The organism is Mucilaginibacter sp. KACC 22773, assembly GCF_028736215.1.
GTDB lineage: Bacteria > Bacteroidota > Bacteroidia > Sphingobacteriales > Sphingobacteriaceae > Mucilaginibacter.
Genome location: NZ_CP117883.1, coordinates 6772217 through 6789213 on the forward strand (window position 1 = coordinate 6772217; position 16997 = coordinate 6789213).

Sequence of the window (16997 nt, forward strand, 5' to 3'; positions counted from 1 at the left end):
TTTAAAATTTATAGGTAAATGTAAGGGCGTAGTTTCTTAATTTTTGCGGGTTAACGGTGGTATAGCCTATCCAGTATTTTTGGTTGGTAAGGTTATCCATCTTGGCGCCTATACGGTAATGCTTAAGGTCGTAAAACGCCGATGCATTAAAAATGGTGTATGCGGGCAAAGTAAATACACCCTGGCTTACGCTGTTAATAATTTTGTTATCGCTGGCGTAGTTGCCGCCAAACCCAAATCCTAAACCTTTAACGGTGCCTTTTTGTAAACGATAACTTACCCAAAAATTGGCCAGGTAGGGCGATGATGCCGTACCCGGCCGACGGTTGGCCACATCGGCATTGGTGGTTGCATCGTATTTTGAATCGTTGTATGAGAAGCCCAAAACAGCATTTAAGCCCGCAATAGGGTTGGCAATTACTTCGGCCTCGATGCCTTTGCTCAACTGGGTACCATCCTGGATAACCCTGTTTGGCGTAGCCGATGGGCGGGTAATATCTTTAACTTTAATATCGTAGTAGCTTATAGTACTGCTCAGTTTACCTTCAAACAAATCCAGCTTAACACCACCTTCAATTTGATTGGCGTGCTCGGGTTTAAGCGGTTTATTATCTTCGGTAATGCCTGTTTGGTTGCGGAAACTGTTTTGGTAATTGGCAAATAATGATACATGATCTTTAACAGGCAGATAAACCAGGCCGAATTTTGGAGAGAAAGCAGTTTGCCGATATGCGCCATACCTGGTTTTAGTTGTAGGATCGTAGTTGCCGATATTTACAAAACGATCTACCCGCAGGGCCGCCGATGCAAGCAACTGATCGGTAATGTTAAATACATCAGATAAATATGCGCTGTAGGTGTTGCGGATGTAGATGGCCGGGTAGGTAAAGCCATAGGTACCAGTTGCATACGTGGCATCCATCGCGGCTTTATTAAAGTTGCCATAATTTTGGTTCCCTTTTAATGATACGGTATCAAGCGTACTCCCGAAGAAAAACTGGTTGGAGTTGTCCCTGAAAAAATCAAGCCCGCCCACAAACCTGTTCCTTAACTTCCCGATCTTGAAATCACCATTAAAGTTTTGCTGAATTTCGATCATATCATCCTTGCTTTTGCGGGTCGACTGATCATTGCGGGAAATTGAATCGCCGGGAAGCAGGTAATAGTAAGGCCCAAAACCATCGGAGTAGCTATGGGTTGATGCGATGTTGGTGCGCGAGGTCCACGAATTGGAGATCTTGTATTTTACTTCGCCATAAAAATTGGTGCTTCTTGATGTTTCGGTTAAATCATTTCCCATGTACGATTGCTTGTAATCGATAGGAAGCTCATCAGCCCGATCATGTCCAAGCTGGGCTATGGTTACACCATACGGAAAAAAGAAGATGGGCTTACCAATGCTTTTCCCGTAAAACAACTCTGCATCTACCGAGATACTTAACCTCTCCGTAGCGTTATAAACCAGGCTTGGCGCCACAGCTATAGTGCGGTTAAGGCCTGTGTTTTGAAAGCTACCCTCATGATTATAAGCTGTGTTTAAGCGAAACAATACCTTTTTCCTGGCGTCGAGCGGGGTGTTGATATCGGCGCTCACACGCTGAAAATCAAAGTTGCCTGCCGAGATGGAAGCTTCGCCGCCAAATGAGTCATAGGGTTTTTTGGTTACGCGATTAATTAAGCCTCCATATGAAGTAAGACTGCTACCGAACAAAGTGGCCGATGGGCCTTTAATAATCTCGATGCGATCGATATTGGATGCATCAATCGAGCTGGTAACATTACCGGCGATACCGTTACGTAATGCAGATTGCACTACAAAACCACGACTGGCATAATAGGCGCCGCCATCGCCGCCGCGGCCGGTTGCCTCCCACATTTTTTGGATTCCCGATGCGTTGCGTATGGCGTCATCAACGGAAAATACCTGTTGCTCCTGCAATAACTGGCTGCTTATACTATTATAAACCGAAGCGTTTTCCAGGTTGCTCAAAGGCATTTTAGATACATCAACGCTCTTTTTATATTTAAACTTGTTGGTTTTGTTAGCGTTGATATTTACTTCCTGTAAACCGTGGGTAGCATCAGACACGGTGAACTGGGGTATAACAATGGTTTTACCAGCAATAACCTCAACGGCGGCTTCCTGACTTTGGCTGCCAACCTGCGAAACTACCAGCGTGTATTTACCCTGTGGCGCCCTGAAGCTAAAATCCCCGTCATCATTTGTAACAGCGCCATATTTGGTGCCTTTTAACATCACCGAAACATTGTCGGCCGGCTTATTGGTATTGGTAATTACATGCCCGCTAACGGTACCGCGATTTTGCTGGGCAAATACCGGTGTAACCATTAAAAGTAACATAGCGGATAAAAAAACAGTAGAAAATAATTTGTAAAGGTAGGGTTGGAGTTGATTCATTTTTATTTAGACTAATTATAAATAATGGCCAAAAGTAACCCATTATGACAATTCATCCAAATTTATTTAGAAAGATTCTAAAGAAGTATTAGAGTAGTATCAAGTAGTCAGTATCAAGATAGGCCTGTAGATTTACGATTAACACGATTTGTTCTTTAGCTTTTTTCATCTGCACATCTATAATTTGAAATCTGCACATCTAAAACTATATATCCATTACCTCTTTTTTCTTTTTGCTTTTCATTCGTTTGGGTACAAACTCAAGGATTTCATTTTTGAGGGCTTCAATCAGGCGGCGTTTCAAAAAGTTGCGCTGGATAACTATGCTTACTTCACGGGCCGGTTCTGGCGTTTTAAAGTATCGAACCTTGTCGAGCTGTTTATCGGTTAAATCTGTGAGGGCAAGTTCGGGTAATATCGTGGCGCCGTTGTTTTGGTCAACCATGCGTTTAAGGGTTTCAACACTGCCTGTATTATATTCAAAATGCTGGAAGCCTTTGGTGGCTTTGCGGCGCTGGCAAATATTTAATACCTGTTCGCGCATGCAATGCCCCTCGTTCAGGATCCAGATTTCCTCCATATCAATATCGTCGGGCGTGATACTTTTCTTTTTGGATAGTTTGCTATTTTTAGACACGTAGGCCACGAAGTTTTCGTAAAAAACAGGTATCTCGGTTAAGTTACTTTCATGTAGCGGCGTTGATAATATACCACAATCAATCATTCCCAATTTCAATTGCTGAACGATTTCCTCGGTGGTTTGTTCCCATACAATAAGCTTTACCTGCGGGTATTTTTCGATAAAACCGTGAATGATCTTCGGCAATATATAGGGCGATACAGTAGGGATAATACCAACCCTTAATTCGCCTGATAACTCTTTTTGCCTGTCGGTAATAATTTCTTTGATCTTTTCACTTTCAGACAACATAATGCGTGCCTGGGTAATTATTTCTATACCAATTTCGGTTGGTGTTACGGGTTGTTTGCTGCGGTCAAATATTTTTACGCCAAGGGTATCCTCCAGTTTCTGTACCTGCATACTTAGGGTTGGCTGGGTAATAAAACATTTTTCGGCGGCTAAAACAAAGCTGCGGTAAGTATCAACTGCTACAATGTATTCAAGCTGGGTTATGGTCATTTTTATATAGATAAATACTATGCAAATATAAAATTTTATTAGTTTTATCTATTTTGGATTTGGGATATTAGAATTGAGATGTGAGACACTTTGCAAAAGGCAAAAAAATAAGATTTCCAACCCCAGTGAAGCCGCCTCAAATCTCACATCGAAATCCCCACTACTCCACCGTTACCGATTTTGCCAAATTTCGTGGCTGGTCTACATTACAACCGCGCATTACGGCTATGTGGTAAGCTAATAGTTGTAATGGGATAGTAGCAATAAGCGGCACAAATGCTTCGTGGGTTTGAGGTATCTCAATCACATAGTCGGCCATGTCCCTTACTTCGGTATCACCTTCGGTAACAATGGCTATTACGTGTCCTTTGCGGGCCTTTACCTCCTGTATGTTACTAATCACTTTTTCGTACGATGAGCTTTGGGTCGCAATAACAACCACCGGCATATCATCGTCAATTAGCGCTATAGGGCCATGCTTCATTTCGGCAGCGGGATAACCTTCGGCATGAATATAGGAGATCTCCTTGAGCTTTAAAGCACCTTCCAACGCTACCGGGAATGAGCTGCCCCTGCCCAGGAACAGGCAATTGGTTGAATCTTTAAATTTCGCGGCTATCTTTATCACGTGATCGTTGCATTTTAAAGCCTCCTCAACCAGTTGAGGGATCTGGTTTAATTCGGTCAAATATTCAACCAGCTTACTTTGGGTTATTTTACCACGCTGCTGGGCTATATAAAACGCTATCAGCGTTAAAACACTTACCTGGGCTGTAAACGCTTTGGTTGATGCCACCCCTATTTCGGGGCCGGCATGCGTATAAACACCGGCATGCGTAGTACGTGGAATGGATGCACCTACCACGTTACATATGCCAAAAATGGTGGCGCCTTTTTCTTTAGCCAGTTCAATAGCCGCCATGGTATCGGCAGTTTCGCCTGATTGGGAGATGGCTATTACCAAATCTTTTTCGGTGATGATGGGGTTACGGTATCTAAACTCCGAGGCGTACTCCACTTCCACGGGTACGCGGGCGTATTCCTCAATCAAATACTCGCCAACCAGGCCGGCATGCCATGATGTTCCGCAAGCAATGATGATGATCCTGTCGACATTCTTCAGCTTCTCGGTGTATTCTTTAATGCCGCCCAATTGTACCTTACCTTGCTGCGGATAAATGCGCCCGCGTAAACAATCGCGGATAGAACGAGGCTGCTCATATATCTCTTTTAGCATAAAGTGCTCGTATCCGCCTTTTTCCAGCATCTCCAGCTTCAGGTCGAGCTCCTGGATATAGGGTGTTTGTACCGAGTTATCGATATTTTTTATCAGCAGGCTATCCCGGTGTATGTAAGCAATTTCGTTATCATTTAAATAAATCACGTTTTTGGTATACTCCACAATCGGCGTGGCATCTGATGCTACAAAATACTCGCCTTTGCCAACACCTATAACCATCGGGCTGCCTTTACGCGCCGCTATTAACAGGTCGGGTTCATCTGCGCTCATGATAACAATGGCATACGCGCCAATTACTTTGGTTAAAGATACCCTTACGGCCTCCCGCAGGCCAAGCCCGGTTTGATCCATGATATCTTCTATCAGGTGTATTAACACTTCGGTATCGGTATCACTTTTAAAAATGTGGCCTTTGGCAATAAGCGTTTCTTTGATAATGCCATAGTTTTCGATAATGCCATTATGTATTATCGTAAGCCTACGGTTGCCCGACGAATGTGGATGCGAATTGCGGTCGCTTGGCTCGCCGTGGGTTGCCCAGCGTGTATGACCCATCCCTAATGACCCTTTAAGATCAATATCCTTTACAAATTTCTCAAGGTCATCAACCTTGCCGGCCTTTTTATAAACCTTAAGTTCTTTATTTAACAGCGCAACACCGGCGCTGTCATACCCCCTGTATTCTAAACGATGAAGCCCTTTTATAACGATGGGATAAGCATCCCGGTAACCTATATAACCAACAATTCCGCACATAGTAAATTTAATAAAGTGTAAATGGAGCAAAAATAATCAGCTATATAACACACTTCATAGCTTATTATTTTAATTATTTCAGAAAAACGGAAGGTTTTTAGATACTTAAAAAATAATTTTAAGAAGCCTTTTGGCCTTAAACAAAAAAATCCCCTAAGCGGGGATTCTTTTTATTTTAATTAAGCTTTTACAGCTTGGGTATCTTGGTATAAAAGATGTTCAGTTTAATGCGATAAGATGAATTATTATCGCTGCCAATCAAAATCGAACGGGCCGCAATTTGTGCGCTCGGGGTTATCCCGGTAGCCCCGGTGGTTGAATTTACTTCGGTAGCATCAATGGGGGCAATGTAAGTTCCATAATCTATGGTTTTTTTACGTATAAGATCCTGGATGTAGCTTGTAATTACAAAACGATAGGCTTTTACCGGTTCTTTGGTTGTGTTGGAGTAAAAACCTCCAAATATGCCTGCCTGGTAAAGCGGGTTTGATGCCGATGCATCCTGTATTAAAATGCGCTGTTTGGCAATGTCCAATTGATACATGGTCAGCTTAGGTAATGGCGCATACGGAATGCCGGAACCCTGAACGGGCGTTATTACCAATTCGGCCCGGTTTAACACTATTGAGTCGGGGTTAAGCTTGCTTATACCCGGAAAACCAACTTTTGCACGCAATGCGCCCAGGCCTTGCAGATAAACTGTAGTTTGGGTAGTTCCCCCGGCTGTTTTGGCTTTGGTTACAGTTTCGCTGTACTGGCGCCTTATCTCAGCGGCATGTATTGGGAAGGTTAATGATACGCTTGCCGTATCAGTTGTAGTATCCTTTTTTGCCTTATAAAACACATCCAGATGCGAACCGGCAGAAGCAAGGTTTAATTGCAATGTGCCGCCTGCATTTGATGACTGTGCCCTTTGTAAAGTAAGGTATAAACCTTTAACAGCATCCTGGAAAGCCGCATTGGAAGCCAAAGCAGTACCATTTGCATTAAACAGATGATCATAAATAAATTGTTTGCTGAAAGGCACACGTAACTGTGGGGCCACTCTTTGCACAGTATCAACAGTATCTTTCCGTATCCGGGCGATGGTTAAACTATCGTGTGTGTTGGCAGTAAATGTTTTGGTTGCCAAAACAGTCCCCTGGTTAGCCCAGCGATTGGTACCGTAATAGGTTTGGTTAACCGGCTTGTCCTGTAACTGGTACACGTTTATCTTATACCGTGTCACAACAGAATCGCCGTAAAACCCATCAGCATAACCCAGCACAAGCACGGCCGAATCTATAGTAAGTGTACCGGCCGGAACAGTATAAGGGGCGGTTGGTAACTGGATACCCAGTGCAACATTTGTTTTTGTTGTACCAAAAACCGGGTCAACAAACTCGCCAAGCGGTGTTTTGGTCAAGCCGGATGTAACTACGGTTGCAGTATCTTCGTCAACAGTTTTAATGGTAACAGTAGTATCAACAAGCAAAGTGCCAGATGTTTGGGTTGATGTATCTACCCCTAAACCTATGCCCTCCTGGCGCTTACAGCTATTGAAAATAAAAAGACTTATTAACAGGGTCAATAAGTCTAATCTGAAAAATTTCATATATAATATTAAGTCTTATGCAACATGCACCAATTCGTCGTTGGTAATTTCGTCGTAAAAATTGTAATAATTTTCGAAATCTGCGGTAGAATCAAATTCTAAAACCGATTTATTGCTGTTTTTAACATTATTTAACACATCTGCATCGATATTATCGCTGCCTAAAACAATACCGTCTGAGTATTGGATTGCACCTGCATAAAGCGCTGTGTTGGTACCTTCTTTGTAAGCGTCAACGTGTGCTTCGGTCATGTTGCTCATGATTGCTTTTTGGGCAAAATCGGCACCAAGTTTATCACTAAAGTCATTTTCGTAAATCGAATAAATGATTTTTGAATGCTTAAAAGTTGGATCGTCTTTGTAAGTAGTTTTTAAATACGCAGGCACCAGGGCGCTTAACCATCCATGGCAATGGATAATATCAGGGGCCCATCCTAATTTTTTAACCGTTTCCAATGCACCTTTGCAAAAGAAAATCATGCGTTCGTCATTATCGGCATAAAACTTCCCGTCCTTATCACCAAACACATGTTTACGCTGAAAATATTCTTCATTATCTAAAAAATACACCTGCATACGTGCTGCCGGGATAGATGCTACCTTAATGATCAGCGGGTTATCATTATCGTTGATAATGATATTCATACCCGATAAACGGATAACTTCATGAAGCCTGTTCCTGCGCTCGTTAATATTGCCAAAACGCGGCATAAGGATCCGGATCTCGAACCCCTTCTCCTGCATTGCCTGCGGAAGTTGGCGTGTTATTTCAGCAATTTTTGTGAGTTCAAGGAACGGAGACATTTCATGAGTTATAAACAATAGCTTAGATTTACCCATCACTTAATCAGTATTAAAAATATGTAAAGAAGTCAAAAAATTTGAGTTTGCAAATATAATCATTATTATATGAACTGTCAACGAATTGTGCAAGTAACTTTTGGTATTTTTTGTGTAAATGCACACCTTTACCAAATTTTGTAATTCAACAGCATTGAAGATATTTACTACCAGGCAACAGGTAACCCAGCACTTTGCCAATAAAGCCAACAAAACCGTTGGCTTTGTACCTACAATGGGTGCGCTGCATAACGGCCATATATCGTTAATTAAACAGGCTCAGCAAATTAGCACCGAAGTGGTTTGCAGTATTTTTGTAAACCCAACCCAGTTTAACGACCCCAAAGACCTTGAAAAATACCCCCGCCCCATTGCTGCCGATATAGCCCTGCTGGAGCAGGCGGGCTGCGACATTTTGTTTAACCCGGCGGTTGATGAGATGTATGATGATAATGAGAAATGGCATTTAGACATAGGTAGCCTGGAGCATTTGCTGGAAGGCAAATTTCGCCCCGGGCATTACCAGGGCGTAATGCAGGTGGTAAATAAACTGTTTAACATCGTGAAGCCCGACATCGCCTTTTTTGGCCAAAAAGATTACCAGCAGTTTATGGTAATCAGTAAAATGGTTAGTTTATTAAACATGCCCGTAAAGCTGGTAATGTGCCCTATTTTACGCGATGCCGATGGACTGGCCATGAGCTCGAGGAACATTCATTTAACTGCCGGCGACAGGCAGCACGCCCTCATATTATCAAAAACATTAAACTGGGTTAAAAGTAATTTCGGTAAAGAAAATATCCCCCAGCTTCAGCAGCAGGCCGAACAGATGATAGGTGCCGAGCCAGACATAAACCTCGAATATTTTGAAATTGTAGATGGCGATACCTTGCTTCCGGCCAATTCAGACACAAAAACTGTAGTTGCCCTGGTGGCGGCCCGTGCAGGTAAAACAAGATTGATAGATAATATGTTGATTGGGTAGACGATGGCTGATAGTCCATAGACGATGGCAAAAATGGCGTTACAGCCGTGATTAATCATTTTACAATCTATGGACTATGGGCCATGAACTATCGACTAATTTATTTATAACTTTGCGCCATGATTATTGAAATATTGAAGTCCAAAATTCACAGGGTGAAGGTTACTCAGGCGGAGCTGAATTATGTGGGCAGTATTACAATTGACGAAGACCTGATTGAAGCAGCCGATATTATCCCGAATGAAAAAGTTCAGATAGTGAATAACAACAACGGCGCCCGTTTTGAAACCTATGTGATAAAAGGCGAACGCGGCAGCGGCACAGTTTGCTTAAATGGTGCCACCGCCAGGCTGGCGCAGGTTGGCGATGTGGTTATCATTATGTCATACGCCTATATGGAGCGTGATGAAGCACGAAAATATGAACCAATATTGGTATTTCCTGATGCCGATAATAAATTAATAAAGTAAATTAGTGCCGGTTTAACGCACTTGCTTTTTTAATGAAATCACTTTTAACCTTTACCTTTCTTCTTGTGGCATCGTTTTGTCTTGCCCAGCGCCAAAATGTTTATTTTTTAAAATATAACGGCAAATATGTCGATGTACGCGATAGTGCCGACTATATCAGGATAGTACGGGAGCCAGATAGCGGATCGGTGTATTACAATGTATTTGAATTTTATGTTAACGGCAAAAAAAAGCTGATTGGTAAATCTGTGACTATCGATCCGCCCAAATTCACAGGCCCGTGCGTAAGCTATTACGCAAACGGTTTCAGACAACGGGTAAGTAATTACAAAAACGGATCAAAAGTTGACGATGAAACAAACTTTTATCCCAATGGCAAACTATACCAGCAACTATCTTACCCCGAAAACAGCGCCTTACGTGATGAAATCAGAGATGATTACCTGATAACCGCCAACCTCGATTCGCTGGGAAACCCGCAGGTTACCGACGGTAATGGCTATTACAAAGGCTATGATGATAAGTTTAAATACATTAACGAAGAAGGTAATGTAAAAAACGGAAAAAGAGATGGCCTGTGGAAGGGGGAGTTTAAAAACATTCATACCACATTTACAGAAACCTATGATAATGGAAAACTTATAAGCGGCACCGCTACAACCAGCGACGGAAAAATTACCACATATGCCCAGGCAAGAGACGTTATGCCGCAATTCAGAGGCGGCGTTGAGGGTTTTGGGCGATACCTCTCAAATCATATACAATACCCGGACTTCGCACGTGAAAGAAATATTCAAGGCCAGGTAATATTATCGTTCGTGGTAGAAAAAGACGGAAAGTTAACCGATATTAAAGTATCCAAATCAGTTGCTCCCATATTAGACGAAGAAGCCACCAGGGTACTTAAAAACTCACCAAAATGGATTCCGGGAACTTCTATGGGTTCGCCTGTAAGGGTATATTTCTCTGTTCCTGTCAATTTCGCTTTAAGCGGAAAGTAATAATAACTATCGCTCCCTTGGCTCGGCGCCTATGCTTAACGATACCTTGAGTTCCACATCGGTGCTAACTGCTTTACGTAGCAGGTAAACCATCCTGATGCGCGCGCTTGGCTCCCTTACAATTTCGTCTAAAAAATGCGAATTGTCTATGTCCAGCACAACACTATTACCAACATTGGCAGTAATATCTTTACGAATGGCAACCAGCACCTCATCACTACCATCAGCCTTGGCCATATAAATCCTTAATGCAGCAATATTACCAATGTTATAATCCGATGGGTTTTTTGATTGTAGCTTTGCCGATATAATACGAACTTCACTTATCCGGTTTGCATTATTGCCATCTTTGGTAAAATCCTGGTCGAAGCTGTTAGCCGTACTTATGGCGGTATGTGGCTGATCGACCGATGACGATGCCGGAATTACCAGGTTAGCCGTATAAGGAAAGGTAGATTTCATGATTGACTGCAGCATACCACAGCTCCCGAGCAGGAAAATAGCGGCAAACAGAAAAAATGTATGTTTCTTCATCATAATTTATCGCTGTAAGGTAATTGTACATTACTACAATTACAAGTTTAATTGGTTTTATAGGTAATTTATACCCTGTATAAATATATTAAGATTTTATGGAAACAAATGGTTTATTGCAAGTACTTAATAATATAAATATCCTAACACCCCAGATAAAAAGCCAACTTGAGTCATATCTGGTTGAAGACCATTATGCTAAGAAATCAATCCTGTTAAAAGCAGGACAGGTGTCGCAACGGATTTATTTTGTAAAACAAGGCTTTACAAGAGCGTACTATCACAAAGGGGACAGCGAATTTACCAGCTGGTTTATGGGCAAAGGTGAAATTATAGTATCGGTTTATAGTTTCTTCTCCAGGAAGCCATCGTTCGAAAATATCCAGGTGTTGGAAGATAGCGTATTGCAGTCCATCAATTGGGATCAACTTCAAAATATTTATAAAAATCATCCGGAGTTTAATTTAACCGGCCGGCTAATTACCGAGCAATACTATATCCGCAGCGAAGAGCGCGCCATTAACCTGCAAACACTTACCGCAAAGCAGCGCTATGAAAACCTGTTATCCTCCTATCCCGACATTCTTCAGAAGGCATCTCTGGGGCAAATAGCATCATTTTTAAGTATTAAACAAGAAACCTTAAGCAGGATAAGAGCTAAAGGGTAACGTTTTTTGATATAAGTCAAAACTTATTGACCTGTTTGGCACCGAGATTTGATTTAATCAAAAACATAAAATTATGCTTTATATCATCTTAGCTTGTTTCGCAGTTTGTTTCATTATTGAAAAGCTTTCACCCGGGTGGAAACTCCCCCAGGTACCTACCTGGACCATCAGGGTGCTTGCTATTAATTTTGTTCAGTTACTTATTGTAGTTATTGCCGGTTATAGCTGGGAAAAATGGCTGTCAGGCTATTCTCTATTCTTCCTATCGCACCATGTGCCCAATTGGCTTGGCGGAGTGGTGGCGTATTTTATAGCAACTTTTATCTTTTATTGGTGGCATAGGTGGCGCCATCAGAGTGATTTTTTATGGAGGCATTTTCACCAGATACACCATAGCGCCCAGCGTATTGAAGTGATAACGTCGTTTTATAAACATCCGTTGGAGATGACTGTAAACTCAGTAATAGGCAGTTTACTGGTGTACACGCTGCTTGGCTTAAGCCCCGAGGCAGGAGCTATATATACTTTGTGTACCGCTTTGGGCGAATTTTTCTATCACACCAATATCAAAACTCCAAAATGGATAGGTTACATTTTCCAGCGACCCGAGATGCACCGTATCCATCACGAGTACGAAAAACACAGCAATAATTATGGCGATATTGTTTGGTGGGATATGTTATTTGGCACGTACAGCAATCCGCAAAACTTTACAACATCGTGCGGATTTGATACCGACAAGGAGCTAAAACTCACCGAAATGCTAAAATTTAAGGACGTACATAAAATATAAATATTAATTCAAAAAAAAGATTAATTGTGTGCTTCAAAACTCTATCTTTGCACCCCGACACTGAGGTCGGGATTTCTCGCCTTCAGTGCATAGGAAAAATCGTTTACTGGCCTGCAAAAATCCGGTAACTTTTGACTTAGAACTTTTGATTTAAAAAAAAGCCCTATGCCCAAAGATAATTCCATCAAATCCGTTCTGATCATCGGCTCTGGCCCCATCATTATTGGCCAGGCCTGCGAATTTGATTACGCCGGCTCGCAAGCCGCCCTTTCCCTTAAAGAAGAAGGCATCACCGTTTCCATTATCAACAGCAACCCCGCCACTATCATGACGGATAAGGTTATTGGCGATCATGTTTACCTGCTGCCCCTAACCTGCGCAAGTATCGAGCAGATACTTAACGAGCGGCAAATTGACGCGGTACTGCCTACCATGGGTGGCCAAACAGCGCTTAACCTTTGTATCGAAGCTGATGAGCAAGGTATCTGGAAAAAATACGGTGTAAAAATTGTTGGTGTTGATATAGCAGCCATCGAAAAAACCGAAAACCGCGAAGCGTTTCGCCAATTGATGGTTGATATTGGTGTAGGCGTTGCCAAATCCAAAATTGCCAACTCGTTTCTGGAAGGTAAAGAAGCTGCGCAGGAAATTGGGTTCCCGCTGGTTATCCGCCCAAGCTATACGCTTGGCGGTAAAGGTGCCGGCTTTGTACACAAAAAAGAAGATTTTGATGCCGCATTAAGCAAAGGCTTACAGGCATCACCTACCCACGAAGTACTGGTTGAGCAAGCTGTTATAGGTTGGAAAGAATACGAATTAGAGCTGCTGCGTGATAATAACGACAACGTAATTATCATCTGCTCTATCGAAAACTTCGACCCTATGGGTATCCATACCGGCGACTCGATAACCGTAGCCCCGGCCATGACCCTGAGCGACCGCTGCTACCAGGATATGCGCAACCAGGCCATCCGCATGATGCGCGCCATTGGTAACTTCGCGGGTGGCTGTAACGTACAGTTCTCGGTTAACCCGGCCGATGAAGCCATCATCGCCATTGAAATTAACCCACGGGTATCGCGCTCTTCGGCACTGGCATCAAAAGCAACTGGTTACCCGATTGCTAAAATTGCTGCTAAGCTGGCCATAGGCTATAACCTTGATGAAATAGAAAACCAAATCACCAAAACAACTTCGGCTTATTTTGAGCCTACTTTGGATTACGTGATTGTTAAAATACCACGCTGGAACTTTGATAAATTCAAAGGCGCCAACCGCGAGCTTGGCCTGCAAATGAAATCGGTAGGCGAGGTAATGGGCATTGGCCGCAGCTTTATTGAAGCGCTGCAAAAAGCCTGTCAGAGTTTAGAGATAGGCCGCGCCGGTTTAGGAGCCGATGGTCGCCAAAGCCGCAACCTGGAAGAGATTATGCACAGCCTGGAGCACCCAAGCTGGGACAGGTTATTCCATATTTACGATGCTTTGAGCCTTGGCGTACCAATAGAATCGGTGCGTAAAGTTACCAAGATCGATCGCTGGTTCCTGAACCAGATTATGGATGTGGTTAACTTAGAGAACGAGCTGCGCCGTTACTCACTGAATAATATCCCCGAAGACTTCCTGTTCACCCTAAAACAAAAAGGATTCTCGGATACGCAAATAGCTTACATTTTAGGTAACGTTACCGAAGAGGATGTTTACCAGCGCCGCAAAGCCCTGGGCATTAAGCGCGTTTACAAAATGGTTGACACCTGCGCGGCGGAGTTCCCTGCAAAAACACCTTATTACTACTCTACTTACGAAGGCGAAAACGAATCTGTCTCGTCAGATAAAAAGAAGATCATCGTTTTAGGATCGGGGCCTAACCGTATTGGCCAGGGTATCGAGTTTGATTACAGCTGTGTACACGGATTACTGGCCGCAAAAGAATCGGGCTTTGAAGCCATTATGGTTAACTGTAACCCCGAAACAGTATCAACCGACTTTAATATGGCCGATAAGCTATACTTTGAGCCGGTTTACTGGGAGCACGTGCGTGAGATCATCGAACTGGAGAAACCTTACGGTGTAATCGTTCAGCTTGGTGGCCAAACGGCTTTAAAAATGGCCGAGAAAATGCATGAGCATGGCATTAAAATCATTGGCACTTCGTTCAACGATATGGACGTAGCCGAAGACCGTGGCCGTTTTAGCGATTTGTTGAAAGAACTGAATATCCCTTACCCTAAATATGGCGTTGCCGAAAGCGCTGAAGAAGCCCTTGAAGTTGCACACCACGTTGGCTACCCGGTACTTGTTCGCCCGAGCTATGTATTAGGCGGCCAGGGCATGAGCATTGTTATTAACGATGAGGATTTGGAGAAAGCCGTTGTCGGCCTGCTTAAAAATCTGCCCGGTAACCGTGTATTGATTGACCACTTCCTTGATCGTGCCGCCGAGGCCGAATCCGACTCAATAAGCGATGGCGACGATGTACATATTGTGGGTTTAATGGAACACATTGAGCCGGCAGGTATCCACTCGGGCGATTCATTCGCAGTATTGCCGCCTTTTGATTTGTCGGATAACGTAATCAGCCAGATGGAAGAATACACGGTTAAAATTGCCAAAGCGTTAAACGTTCGCGGCTTGCTGAACATCCAGTTCGCGGTTAAAAACGACCAGGTGTTTGTAATAGAGGCCAACCCACGGGCATCACGTACTGTGCCTTTTATAGCCAAAGCTTATGATGTGCCATACATCAACATAGCGGCAAAAGTAATGCTGGGTGTTGCCAAATTAAAAGACTTTACCATCGAACGCAAGCTTTGGGGCTATGCCATCAAAGAACCGGTGTTCTCATTTGATAAATTCCCTGAAGTGAATAAAGAATTAGGCCCTGAAATGAAATCGACAGGCGAGGCTATCCGCTTTATTCCTAACCTGCAGGACCCATACTTCAGGCATCTGTACAAAGAGAAATCGATGTACCTGAGCCGGTAGTCTGTAGTCAAAAGTCTCAAGTCCTAAGTTAAAAGTAACGAATCAGCCTTAGGACTTAAGGCTTGGGACTTAAGACTTAACAGTGTTTAAAAATGCTAATAAACAATTGCCTGTAGCCCCGGTTACAGGCAATTTATGGTTAAATTTAGTTGCTATAATTTGAAAGTTAATTTGAATAATAACCAGGCGTTCAACCTTAATAGTGTTGAGCCCGAGGATTTAGGTGACGTTCTTGTAAAAATTGAAAGATCATTTAATATTAGTTTCGAAGATACATCTGTGCGGGATGTAAAAACCTTTGGTAAACTTTGCGATATTGTTGTTGAAAAGATAAAACATGTAAACAACGAAAGCTGCACCACCCAGCAGGCATTTTACAAAATCAGGAATGCCATTAACTGTACCATTACCGCTCCAAGGGAATTGGTAAAACCTCAAACCCGGCTCGAAGACATTTTTCCGCGCGATAACCGTATTGTAGTTATTAACGAGATTGAACGGGAAATGGGCTTTCAGCTTAATTTATTGCAACCCAAACAAGGTGTAATTGCCGCTTTTGCATTCATACTGGCAGCATCCCTGGCTGGCTTTTTCTTTCAGCCTGTTATAGCCGCGTTTGGCCTGGCAATTGCCTTTTCGGGATTTGCCCTTGCAGGCAGGTTTGGTAAAGAACTGAAAGTAAAAACCCTTGGCGACCTGGCCGAAAAAGTGGCAAGAGAACATTATCTTAAATGCAGGCGCGATGCTGCCACCGTTAACCGCGCCGAAGTAGCACAAAAAGTTAAAGAACTTTTAAGCCATGACCTGTTTCTTGAGCCCGCGGCGCTAACCCGCAATGCCAAATTTTAATTCAACTTCAATGTATCATATATTGAGAAAGGCCCGGTTAAGGGCCTTTGTTGTTTGTTAAAGGCTCACTTATCAATCAATAAGCCCTTTACCTCAAAAGTCACCCGTCGTTTAGGGTCTGTTTTTATCTTGTGTTGTTTTTTGCCGCTTACCGTATCGCCCGCCAAATGCTGCAGGTCATCAGCGATAAACATTTTTTCGGCCACGCCTTCCATAATTACGGTACGGCCAGCCAGTTGGGTTGGCAGTGTAACGTTGTAATTTTTAAAATGGGCTTCAATTATTTTACTGCTACCTGCATCTACATCAAACCAGCCGCCTTTTTCTTTAGTCACTTTTATGATCTTGCCCTCAACAGTGGTACTTATCCGTGTTTTTTTACCCATAAAGGCTTCCAGCTTATTGGCAGTTATCATCGCCATGGTATCTGGCTTTTGACCGTAAACCATACCATGGGGTAGCGGTATGTGCTTTTGAGCAAATACCACTACGGGCATTAGCAACATAATGAGTAACACGGATACTTTCATAGCAATTGCTTGTTTTTACATAACACCATATCCTGCAAAATGTTGCATACTTAGTTTACCGGCCTGCCACTGTTACATTTTGTGGTTATTAGCCGTATTATATTCACTTTAAACTCATTTATTTTTAGTCAATTTGCTGCCGGCCTTTATTTAAGTGTTAATGAATGTTAAAATATTAGTTTTAGGTAACAAGCT

General features: G+C 42.8%; 14 protein-coding genes. 7 read left to right on the plus strand and 7 right to left on the minus strand.

Going from position 1 to position 16997, the window contains the following annotated elements; translation table 11 throughout:
• Position 1 precedes the first annotated feature (1 nt).
• From PQ469_RS28005 to PQ469_RS28025, 5 genes are all read right to left on the minus strand, one after another.
• Positions 2–2419 (minus strand): TonB-dependent receptor, encoded by a 2418-nt coding sequence (locus PQ469_RS28005; protein ID WP_274210621.1) that lies wholly within the window; start codon positions 2417–2419, stop codon positions 2–4.
• A 205-nt stretch (positions 2420–2624) separates the two neighbouring features.
• Entirely contained in the window at positions 2625–3560 is a 936-nt protein-coding gene (locus tag PQ469_RS28010; RefSeq protein ID WP_090651612.1) for a hydrogen peroxide-inducible genes activator, read from the minus strand.
• Between the two features lie 160 nt (positions 3561–3720).
• Positions 3721–5556 (minus strand): glutamine--fructose-6-phosphate transaminase (isomerizing), encoded by a 1836-nt coding sequence (gene glmS, locus PQ469_RS28015; RefSeq protein ID WP_274210622.1) that lies wholly within the window; start codon positions 5554–5556, stop codon positions 3721–3723.
• Positions 5557–5743: 187 nt separating this feature from the next.
• Entirely contained in the window at positions 5744–7150 is a 1407-nt protein-coding gene (locus PQ469_RS28020; protein ID WP_274210623.1) for a DUF4270 family protein, read from the minus strand.
• A 15-nt stretch (positions 7151–7165) separates the two neighbouring features.
• Positions 7166–7990, minus strand: a complete 825-nt coding sequence (locus PQ469_RS28025) for a glycogen/starch synthase (RefSeq protein ID WP_090651609.1) — start codon at positions 7988–7990, stop codon at positions 7166–7168.
• A gap of 154 nt (positions 7991–8144) precedes the next feature.
• Between PQ469_RS28025 and panC the strand changes: the two genes are divergently transcribed.
• From panC to PQ469_RS28040, 3 genes are all read left to right on the plus strand, one after another.
• Positions 8145–8975: a pantoate--beta-alanine ligase gene (gene panC, locus PQ469_RS28030; RefSeq protein WP_274210624.1), complete on the plus strand. Its 831-nt coding sequence runs from the start codon at positions 8145–8147 to the stop codon at positions 8973–8975.
• Between the two features lie 119 nt (positions 8976–9094).
• Positions 9095–9445 carry an aspartate 1-decarboxylase gene (panD, locus tag PQ469_RS28035; RefSeq protein WP_090651607.1) on the plus strand — a complete coding sequence of 117 codons (351 nt, stop codon included), beginning with the start codon at positions 9095–9097 and terminating at the stop codon, positions 9443–9445.
• A gap of 32 nt (positions 9446–9477) precedes the next feature.
• Positions 9478–10446, plus strand: a complete 969-nt coding sequence (locus PQ469_RS28040) for an energy transducer TonB (protein ID WP_090651606.1) — start codon at positions 9478–9480, stop codon at positions 10444–10446.
• A 6-nt stretch (positions 10447–10452) separates the two neighbouring features.
• Here PQ469_RS28040 and PQ469_RS28045 read toward each other — a convergent pair whose 3' ends face one another.
• Positions 10453–10983, minus strand: coding sequence for a hypothetical protein (locus PQ469_RS28045; protein ID WP_274210625.1), 531 nt, complete (start codon positions 10981–10983; stop codon positions 10453–10455).
• 95 nt (positions 10984–11078) lie between these two features.
• Between PQ469_RS28045 and PQ469_RS28050 the strand changes: the two genes are divergently transcribed.
• The 4 genes from PQ469_RS28050 to PQ469_RS28065 all read left to right on the plus strand — a co-directional run bounded on the left by PQ469_RS28050 (position 11079) and on the right by PQ469_RS28065 (position 16272).
• Positions 11079–11648: a Crp/Fnr family transcriptional regulator gene (locus PQ469_RS28050; RefSeq protein WP_274210626.1), complete on the plus strand. Its 570-nt coding sequence runs from the start codon at positions 11079–11081 to the stop codon at positions 11646–11648.
• A 73-nt stretch (positions 11649–11721) separates the two neighbouring features.
• Positions 11722–12441: a sterol desaturase family protein gene (locus tag PQ469_RS28055; protein WP_274210627.1), complete on the plus strand. Its 720-nt coding sequence runs from the start codon at positions 11722–11724 to the stop codon at positions 12439–12441.
• A 165-nt stretch (positions 12442–12606) separates the two neighbouring features.
• Positions 12607–15423 (plus strand): carbamoyl-phosphate synthase large subunit, encoded by a 2817-nt coding sequence (gene carB, locus PQ469_RS28060; RefSeq protein WP_274210628.1) that lies wholly within the window; start codon positions 12607–12609, stop codon positions 15421–15423.
• A gap of 159 nt (positions 15424–15582) precedes the next feature.
• Positions 15583–16272, plus strand: coding sequence for an acyl carrier protein (locus PQ469_RS28065; protein WP_274210629.1), 690 nt, complete (start codon positions 15583–15585; stop codon positions 16270–16272).
• 65 nt (positions 16273–16337) lie between these two features.
• On the opposite strand, the gene PQ469_RS28070 is transcribed toward PQ469_RS28065, so the two are convergent.
• Positions 16338–16802: a DUF4920 domain-containing protein gene (locus tag PQ469_RS28070; protein WP_274210630.1), complete on the minus strand. Its 465-nt coding sequence runs from the start codon at positions 16800–16802 to the stop codon at positions 16338–16340.
• Positions 16803–16997: the final 195 nt, after the last annotated feature.

Coding starts and splice junctions, on each gene's coding strand:
- PQ469_RS28005 (WP_274210621.1), bottom strand. CDS start 2,419: ATGAATCAACTCCAACCCTACCTTTACAAATTATTTTCTACTGTTTTT.
- PQ469_RS28010 (WP_090651612.1), bottom strand. CDS start 3,560: ATGACCATAACCCAGCTTGAATACATTGTAGCAGTTGATACTTACCGC.
- glmS (WP_274210622.1), bottom strand. CDS start 5,556: ATGTGCGGAATTGTTGGTTATATAGGTTACCGGGATGCTTATCCCATC.
- PQ469_RS28020 (WP_274210623.1), bottom strand. CDS start 7,150: ATGAAATTTTTCAGATTAGACTTATTGACCCTGTTAATAAGTCTTTTT.
- PQ469_RS28025 (WP_090651609.1), bottom strand. CDS start 7,990: ATGGGTAAATCTAAGCTATTGTTTATAACTCATGAAATGTCTCCGTTC.
- panD (WP_090651607.1), top strand. CDS start 9,095: ATGATTATTGAAATATTGAAGTCCAAAATTCACAGGGTGAAGGTTACT.
- PQ469_RS28040 (WP_090651606.1), top strand. CDS start 9,478: ATGAAATCACTTTTAACCTTTACCTTTCTTCTTGTGGCATCGTTTTGT.
- PQ469_RS28045 (WP_274210625.1), bottom strand. CDS start 10,983: ATGATGAAGAAACATACATTTTTTCTGTTTGCCGCTATTTTCCTGCTC.
- PQ469_RS28050 (WP_274210626.1), top strand. CDS start 11,079: ATGGAAACAAATGGTTTATTGCAAGTACTTAATAATATAAATATCCTA.
- PQ469_RS28055 (WP_274210627.1), top strand. CDS start 11,722: ATGCTTTATATCATCTTAGCTTGTTTCGCAGTTTGTTTCATTATTGAA.
- carB (WP_274210628.1), top strand. CDS start 12,607: ATGCCCAAAGATAATTCCATCAAATCCGTTCTGATCATCGGCTCTGGC.
- PQ469_RS28070 (WP_274210630.1), bottom strand. CDS start 16,802: ATGAAAGTATCCGTGTTACTCATTATGTTGCTAATGCCCGTAGTGGTA.